6 protein-coding genes are annotated in these 7,572 nt (G+C 65.0%); all 6 read right to left on the reverse strand.

Going from position 1 to position 7,572, the window contains the following annotated elements:
* The 6 genes from MF6396_RS20210 to MF6396_RS20235 all read right to left on the reverse strand — a co-directional run bounded on the left by MF6396_RS20210 (position 1) and on the right by MF6396_RS20235 (position 7,482).
* On the reverse strand, positions 1-2,796 hold the full coding sequence (locus MF6396_RS20210; RefSeq protein ID WP_078481411.1) for a TonB-dependent receptor: 2,796 nt from the start codon (positions 2,794-2,796) through the stop codon (positions 1-3).
* 118 nt (positions 2,797-2,914) lie between these two features.
* Complete coding sequence (locus MF6396_RS20215; RefSeq protein WP_231390680.1) at positions 2,915-3,922, reverse strand: FecR family protein; 1,008 nt, start codon at positions 3,920-3,922, stop codon at positions 2,915-2,917.
* Positions 3,915-4,433 carry a sigma-70 family RNA polymerase sigma factor gene (locus MF6396_RS20220; protein WP_043861871.1) on the reverse strand — a complete coding sequence of 173 codons (519 nt, stop codon included), beginning with the start codon at positions 4,431-4,433 and terminating at the stop codon, positions 3,915-3,917. The genes MF6396_RS20215 and MF6396_RS20220 overlap by 8 nt, the downstream gene beginning before the upstream one ends.
* Positions 4,434-4,530: 97 nt before the next feature.
* A complete protein-coding gene (locus tag MF6396_RS20225; protein ID WP_043861872.1) occupies positions 4,531-5,502 on the reverse strand; it encodes a sensor domain-containing diguanylate cyclase in 972 nt (323 codons plus the stop codon).
* A 4-nt stretch (positions 5,503-5,506) separates the two neighbouring features.
* Entirely contained in the window at positions 5,507-6,514 is a 1,008-nt protein-coding gene (locus MF6396_RS20230) for a response regulator (RefSeq protein WP_043861873.1), read from the reverse strand.
* A 56-nt stretch (positions 6,515-6,570) separates the two neighbouring features.
* Positions 6,571-7,482 carry a LysR family transcriptional regulator gene (locus tag MF6396_RS20235; RefSeq protein ID WP_054916414.1) on the reverse strand — a complete coding sequence of 304 codons (912 nt, stop codon included), beginning with the start codon at positions 7,480-7,482 and terminating at the stop codon, positions 6,571-6,573.
* Between the last annotated feature and the right edge of the window lie 90 nt (positions 7,483-7,572).

Consider the following 7,572-nt stretch of genomic DNA (forward strand, 5'->3'; position numbering starts at 1 on the left):
TCAGAAGGTGTACCCCACTTCCAGCCAGTACTGGCGACCCACTTCATAGGTCGACACCGAATTGCTGTTGACCGTGGCGTTGGCATTGACCGACTTCTTGTCGAGCACGTTGAACACGTCGACGTTGACGAAGATGGCCTGGTCCCGTGCGGTGGGGATACGCCAGCCCAGACGCGTGTCCCAGGTCAGCGCCGCGTCGAATTTCTGCTCTTCCCACACATCCACCGAGGTGCCCCTGTAATCGACGTTGCGCCCGGTGTCGCCGATGCGCTTGTAGCCGGCCCGGTAGCGCCAGAAGTTGCTCCACTGCAGGTTGGCCTGGGGGATGTCGGTGATGGTGGTCAGGCGCGCCGTCCACGGTCGGTTGTAGTTGGTCGCCGGGCGGTCCTGGTAGTTGATGAAGCTGCCCTGGTACTGGATCACGTCGTTCTGGTAGTAGGTGTCGTCGGCCTGCACATAGCTGGGCGAGGAAGCCTTGCTGTCGGTCCAGTTCAGCGCCAGCTGGCCGCCGGTCTGCGTGCCCAGCAGCGTCCAGCGCTGCATCGGCGTCACGGTCAGGGTGTAGGTGTCGGTCTCGCTCTTGCCGTCGTTGGTGTAGGTGGTGTAGTTGCTGGCCAGGTCAGGGTCGGTGGACGGCTGCCCCAGGGTGCGCCCGGACACCTGTACCACCTGGTCGCGGCCCTTGCGGTTGACGTACTTGAGGCCGTACTCGATGCCGGCCCACTGCTGCACCACGCCCAGCATCAGCTCGTCGTCATAGGGGATGTCGAGCTGATTGAACAGCGTCTGGTTGCTGCCGTTGGACTTGGTCACCCAGGGTTTGTCGAGGCTCGCGCGGGTTTCGTTGAAGCGCAGGCGGTTGCGCCCGTCCTGCAACTGCCAGCTGGTGACGCTGCGGCCGTAGTAGCGGTTGGCACCGGCACTGAGCAAGGTGGTGCGGTCACCGAACACGTCGTACTCCAGGGAGAAGCGCGGTGCCCAGGTGGTCTTGTCCATGTAGTCGTCACTGTCCACGCGCACGCCGGGGCGCAGGGTCAGCTTGCCCAGGGTGATCTCGTCCTGCACCCAACTGCCCCAGGTGGTGGTGGTGAAATCGAATTCGCCGGGGGCATAGCGGGTGCGGCTCTTCATGTACTGGCCGGCCCAGCCACTGACGGTCTCGCCCATGTTGCAGGCAGCGGTATCGGTCACCCCCGCGCTGTTGGTACAGCTGTTGGTGGCGGCCGGGGCCACATAGGTACTGCTGTCGGTGAGGCGCTCGTAGCGCACGTACTGGCGGGAGAACTCCAGGCCGGTCTGCGGGCGGTGAATGGCGCCCAGCCAGTCGAAGCTGCGCCAGTCGGCATTGAGCTTGTACTGCCAGGTGCGCTGCTGCTGTTCGATATCGCCCCAGCCCCCCTCCAGGGTGTTGGCGGTGGTCTTGCTGCCGATGCCCCAGTCCTTGGTGGTCGACTTGCGCCAGGTCCAGTAGTCGGCCGAGTCCGAGGTGCGGCTCTGTTCCTGGCGGCTCCAGGCCAGGGTCTGTTCGACACGGGCCAGGTCGCCGTCCCACACGGTGCGCAGGTTCAACTGGGTACCGCCAACCTTGTTGTCATAGCCGGAGTTGGCGACGTTGGCCCGGAAGTAATGGCTCTCCTCGGGCGCGTGGGTCACGCTGGTCTCGACGGTGAGCCGGTCGCTGGCTTGCCACACCGACTTGAGGAAGTAGTTGTCGATGCGCCGCTCCTGCTTCTCCTTGTGATAGCCCATCTCTTCGACGTTGTTGTAGGAGTAGAGGCTCAGCGGAATGGTCGAGCGCTTCTGGCTGAAGTTGCCGATCAGGCCGAAGGTGTCGGTCAGGTGGCCTTGCAAGGTACCGCGCACGATGACCTTGTCGAACTCGGGCTGCTCGTCGGGCGAGCCGGAGTTCTCCATGCGCTGCTCTTCCGTCTCGTCGATGTGGTATTTGGTCCAGGCCGAGCGCGTGGTCTGTACCGAGAACTTGCCGTGCAGGGCCTTGGTCGGGGCGCGGGTCTGGGCGTCGATCACCCCACCGTTGAAGCCGCCATAGGCGGCCGGCACGTTGCTGTCCAGAACCGTGATGTTCTCCAGCAGGTCGGTGTCCAGCGCCAGGCCCTGGCTGCGCCCCGGCACCCTGTCCAGCAACTGCACGCGGTCTTCGGCCGGGTCGATGTCGTTGTTCATGTTGATGCCGTCGACCAGGAAGGCGTTCTGGTAGAACGCCGCGCCGTTGATGCTGATGTTGGCCGGGGCGATTTCTCCGGGTGTCTTGCTGCTGAGCTGGTTGTCGTCGAACTGAACGTTGGGGTTGCTGCGCAGCAGGCTGGTGATGTCGCCGTTGCCGGCCGGCATTGCCTCGATAAGCTCGCGATCGATATGGGTTTCACCCTGTGGCAGCAGCGCCCGTTCGCGGACCTTGGTGTTTTCCAGCTGGATCTGGTCGGCACGCGGACGCACCACCCGTTGCAGCAGCAGCGCGTCGTCGCCGATATGCACCCATTCCAGGTCGCTGCCCTTGAGCAGGATCGCCAGCGCCTGATCGGCGCTCAGCTCGCCACGCACCGGCGGGGCACTGAGGTTGCCCAGCAACTGGCTTTCGGCACTGATCTGAAGGCCGGTCTGCTGCCCCAGCGCCATCAGCGCAGAGCCCAGCGGCTGGCGCGCGATATCGATGCTGTGGCGCGTCGGCTCGTCATCGGCCAGCACCGGCAACGACACTGCCAGCCCCACTGACAGCAACAGCAGGCGCGCACTGCGCCGACGACCCTGCAACGACTCTTGGGTGCGAATGGACATGCTCTGGTGAACTCCCCGTGCGGCGCGAACGATACGCGCCTGTAAATGAGAATCTGTACGATTAACTCAGCGGGGCAATAAACGAACGGCGATGGGGAATTTCCAGAACTTCGTGAATTTATTTTTTCCCAGGCGGCGAAGCGCGCTCACGGATGACCGTGATGTACGGCCCCCATTGCGTCAGCTGCCCGCCCAGCGGAGCGATGGCCAGTTGCAGCGCGCTACCTGGCGACCGCAGGTTCAGCGACGCGGTGATGCGCCGCTGGCCCAGGGCACGGTCCTGCAGCAGCAACACGCCGGGGTAATACGCACGCAGTTGTTCGATGACTTCGGCCAATGGACGGTCGTTGACCAGCAACTGCCATTGGCGCCATGCCGCAACCTGCTCCAGCTGCACCCGGCTGCGCTGCGCCGGGCCCTGGTTCAGCCCCACGCGCAGACTGTCGCCCGCGCCCAGCGCCGGCACTGCCAGTTCGCCGCGCCTGTCACGCACCTGCACCGAGCCGCTCTGCACTGCTACCGACACCGCGCTGCGGCTAAGGTCCACATCGAACGCCGTGCCGGTGACGGTCACCTTCACGTCTTCGGCCTGCACCGTGAAGGGCCGCGCGGCGTCATGGCTGACCTCGAAGAATGCCTGGCCCTTGAGCAGCGTGACCGCACGCGCACCCGGCTCGAACGCCACGCGGATGGCGCTGTCGCTGCCCAGTTCGATGTGGCTGCCGTCGCTCAGGCGCACCTGCCGGTGCTCGCCCGCCGTGCTGCTGTAGTCGGCCGGCGGCGCACGCCCCACCAGCAACAGCACGCAGGCCGCCAGCGCGCTCGCCGCCAGCGCCCGGCGTGGCCAACTGCGCCGGCGGGCTGCCATGCGCGGTGCGGCGGGCACCTGGTGCGCCGTTGGTGGCTCCAGCGGGTCGATGCCGGCGCTCAGCATCCAGACCTTTTGCACCTTGCGCCAGGCCGCCGCATGGCGTTCGTCAGCGGCCAGCCAGCGCGCATGGGCCTGGTGCAGCAGCACGTTGTCCGGTTCGGCATTGCATTGCAGCAGCCAGTCCATGGCGGCCTGCCACACCGGGTCGTCCTTCAGCGAGCCGGGCGTTCGGCAAGACGGGGTGGTATCAGTCATCGGCCAGATGCTCCGCACAGTGGGTCAGTGCGTCACGCACCAGTTGGTGCGCCAGACTAGTCGAAATATTCAAGCGGGCGGCAATTTCCTGAAAAGTCATGTGCTGCAAGCGGTGCATGTGAAAGGCCTGCCGCGCCCGCTCCGGCAGCAGCGCCAGGGCGTCCTGCAGCACACGCAACTGATCGCGGTGCAGGGCCTGGTGCTCCGGCGACGGTGCGCTCGACGGCAGCTCATCGAGCCGTTCGCCGCCATCGGGCTGGCGGTTTTCCAGGGTCGTGCGGCGCAGCAGGTCGAACGACAGGTTGCGCACGATGCGGTACAGGTACCCCACCGGATTGCCCAACTGCGCACCGGCGTCGGCCTGCCCGCAGAAACGCAGCCAGGCCTCCTGCACCACGTCCTCGGCCTGCGCACGGCAGCCGACGATGGGTGCCGAATAGTCGACCAGCGCAGCACGGTGGGAAAGGTACAACTGGAGTTTATCGCTGGGGCAGGACACGGCGACGACCATTGAAGGCAGGAGCGGGTTGGGAGGGCCGCTATTCTGCATTCAATTGCGAATGATTATCAACTGAAATATCAGGCCTGCTCCTGCGCCTTGAGGTGAGCTAGCCCGCCACCACCGCGGGTTCATGCACCGTCACCCGGTTGCGCCCGCCGTGCTTGGACAGGTACAGCGCATGGTCGGCCCAGGCAATCAGTTCGGCGTGGCTGCTGGAGGGCTGGCTCAGATCGGCTACGCCCAGGCTGATGGTGAAACGGATGTCCTGCCCCTCATGGCTGACGCTCAGGCGTTCGACCGCCTTGCGCAGGCGCTCGGCAAAGATCAGCGCGCCGGCCTTGTCGGTGTCCGTCAGCACCACGCCGAACTCTTCGCCACCGTAACGGCCGGCCACGTCGCTGTCGCGGATCTGCTCGCGAACCACCCTGGCCACCTGGCGAATGACGGCATCGCCCGCCGGGTGGCCATAGGTGTCGTTGACCCGCTTGAAATGGTCGATGTCGAACATCACCAGGCTGGTGGCGTTGCCATAGCGCTGATTGCGCGCATGCGCCAGTTGCAGGCACTCCTCCCAATGCCCGCGGTTGTACAGGCCGGTCAGGCAATCGGTGCTGGACAGCTTCTGCAACTGAGCGTTGGCGGCCTGCAACTGGTGGCGGTTGGTGGCCACATCGGTCACGTCGTAGATCACCAGGCAGATCTGGCGGATCTCGCTGTCGGTGGAGCGCAACGGCAGCAGCGTGGTGTTCTGGTACATGAAATCCACCTGGCCGGTGATCGGCTGGTAGTTCTTGAACCGCACCAGGTACGGGCGCTGCTCCCAGATGGTGAAAGCCGGGGTGCCCAGGGTCGCGACGCTGTCCACCTTGTGGCTGAACCATTGCCGGTCGACCTCGGGGAACAGGCTGAAGAAGCACTGGTTGTAGGCATCCCTGGGCTGCACCCCCGAGCGGTTTTCCATGAAGGTGTTCCACACCTGCACCCGATGTTCGCGGTCGAGCACCACCACGCCCACATCGATGCTCTGCACGATGCTCAGCAGCCAGTGAAATTCCTTCAGGTCGATAGGATCGCGCATGGGCTCAGTTCATCAGGTAGGCAAGTTTATGGGTCAAGCGCTCGATGGAGTCTTCGGTGAACAGCAACAGCAGGTCGAAACGGATATCGTGCCCTTCCAGGCTGTAGCTGATCTCGACCGCCAGGGTTTTCTGCCAGCGTTGGCCGTTGACCTGGATAAGCTCGTCGATGGTGCCGTGCTGCCCGAGGATCTGCGGGTGGCCCTGGGAGAACACCACGTCGATCTGCTCGGCAATGCTGCTCAGGCACGCACCGATCAATACGCTGGAGAAGTCCAGCAACAGCTCCATGTCGGAATACTCGATGCTCTGGTGGCGCATCAGCTTGGCCATGTCGGCGATTTCCGAATCGTGGAACATCAGCAGGGCCTCGCCGGCGATGCCGCTGCCGATGAAGCCCTGGCAAATTGCCGTGAGCCGCTGGCTGCTGCCCGCGTCGGCCAGCGCCATGTGCAACTCGCCCACCTCGAAGAGGTTGACGCTGGGCACCGGCAACTGCACGAACACGCCCAGCACCTTGGCGATCAGGGCCGCGGCGCGGCCGATGGCGACGTTGACCGTTTCGCTGAACACCTCGCGAAAGCCGATGACGGCAGTCGCCGCACCGGCCAGCGGTGTCGCCGAGCGCTCACCCAGCAGCCCCAACTGGGCCAGCAGGCGGCGCAGCTCGTCCTGGTCGAAGGGTTTTTTCAGAAACGCCAGCGCGCCCAGGTCCAGCACCCGGCGCACGGCCTCTTCCTGCACATCGCCCGAGATCACGATGACCTTGGGGCTCAGGCCTTCGTCACGCAGCGCAGCCAGCACCTGGTAGCCATCCATGGTGGGCATGGTCAGGTCCAGCAGCACCACCTGGCCCAGGCCGCGGCGTATGGCGTCCATGGCCTGGCGCCCGTCGCTGGCCTCGGTAACCGTTACCGGCCAGTTGGCGGGCAGCGCGCGCAGGACCTGCTTGCGGGCCACCATGGAGTCATCGCACACCAGCAAGGACATCGTTGACACAGACGGGGCGCTCATCGAGTGAATATCAATATAAAAAGTAATGGCATCATGCCATGATCCGACGCCAGGTTCTACGTACCCGCGGCGTCAGCGGTGCTGAGCGAATCCACTTGCACATTCCCTGCCAGGCCATCGCGCAGCATCTGCACGAATGCCTCCCGCGCCGGATGTCGCCCCGCCCCCTCGTGCCAGTAGAACAGGTTGTCGACCGCCTTCAGGTCGGCGAACTCGTGCCCGATCCACCCTGCGCCCTGGCGGTACTGCTCGTAGATGCCGCGCGGCACTAGTGACACCCCGGTGCCGGCGCTGACGCAGCTGACTATCGCACCGTAGCTGCCGATGCCCACGATGGGCAGCTTGTGCCCCTGGGCCTGCAGCCAGTGCTCCAGTGCCGCCCGATACGGACAGCCTTCAGGCCACATGAACACGGCCTTGCCCACCAGGTCCGCGGCGCTGCGCAGCGGCCCCAGTGACGGTGCGCCGATCAGCAGCAGGTCTTCCTGGTACATCAGGGTGCGGCGCAGGTGCGGGCGCTCGACATCCACCGCCACGATCGCACCATCGAGACGGTGGTTGAGCACATCGTCGAGCATCTGCGACCAGGTGCCGGTGCTCAGCTCCAGCGTCACCTCGGGATAGCGCGCATGGTACTGCGCCAGAAACCGCGGCAGGCGCCCGCTGGCCGAGGACTCGATGGCGCCGATGCGCAAGCGTCCGGATGGTTTGGCGGACGGCGCCAGCGCCTGCCTGGAGGCCTCGGCCAGGGCCAGCATCTGCGTGGCATAGGGCAAGAAGGTTTCCCCCGCCGGACTGATCACCAGCCCGCGCCCGCGGCGATGGAACAACGGCACGCCCAGCTCGGCCTCCAGCGCCTTGATCCGCGCCGTGATGTTGGACGGTACGTAGTGCAGCACCTCGGCCGCACGGGCAATGCTGCCGGTGTCGTGGACGGTCTTGAACATGCGGATCTGCATCAGCTCCATACATCACCCAAAGTGAACGATTGGCTCAGTATAAGTCGATTGTAGTGAGCAGTAGGCGTCCCGATACTGAGCGCACCCGCCCTTCGGAGC

Origin of the sequence: Pseudomonas sp. MF6396 (assembly GCF_002018915.1) — a bacterium.
Lineage (GTDB): Bacteria > Pseudomonadota > Gammaproteobacteria > Pseudomonadales > Pseudomonadaceae > Aquipseudomonas > Aquipseudomonas palmensis.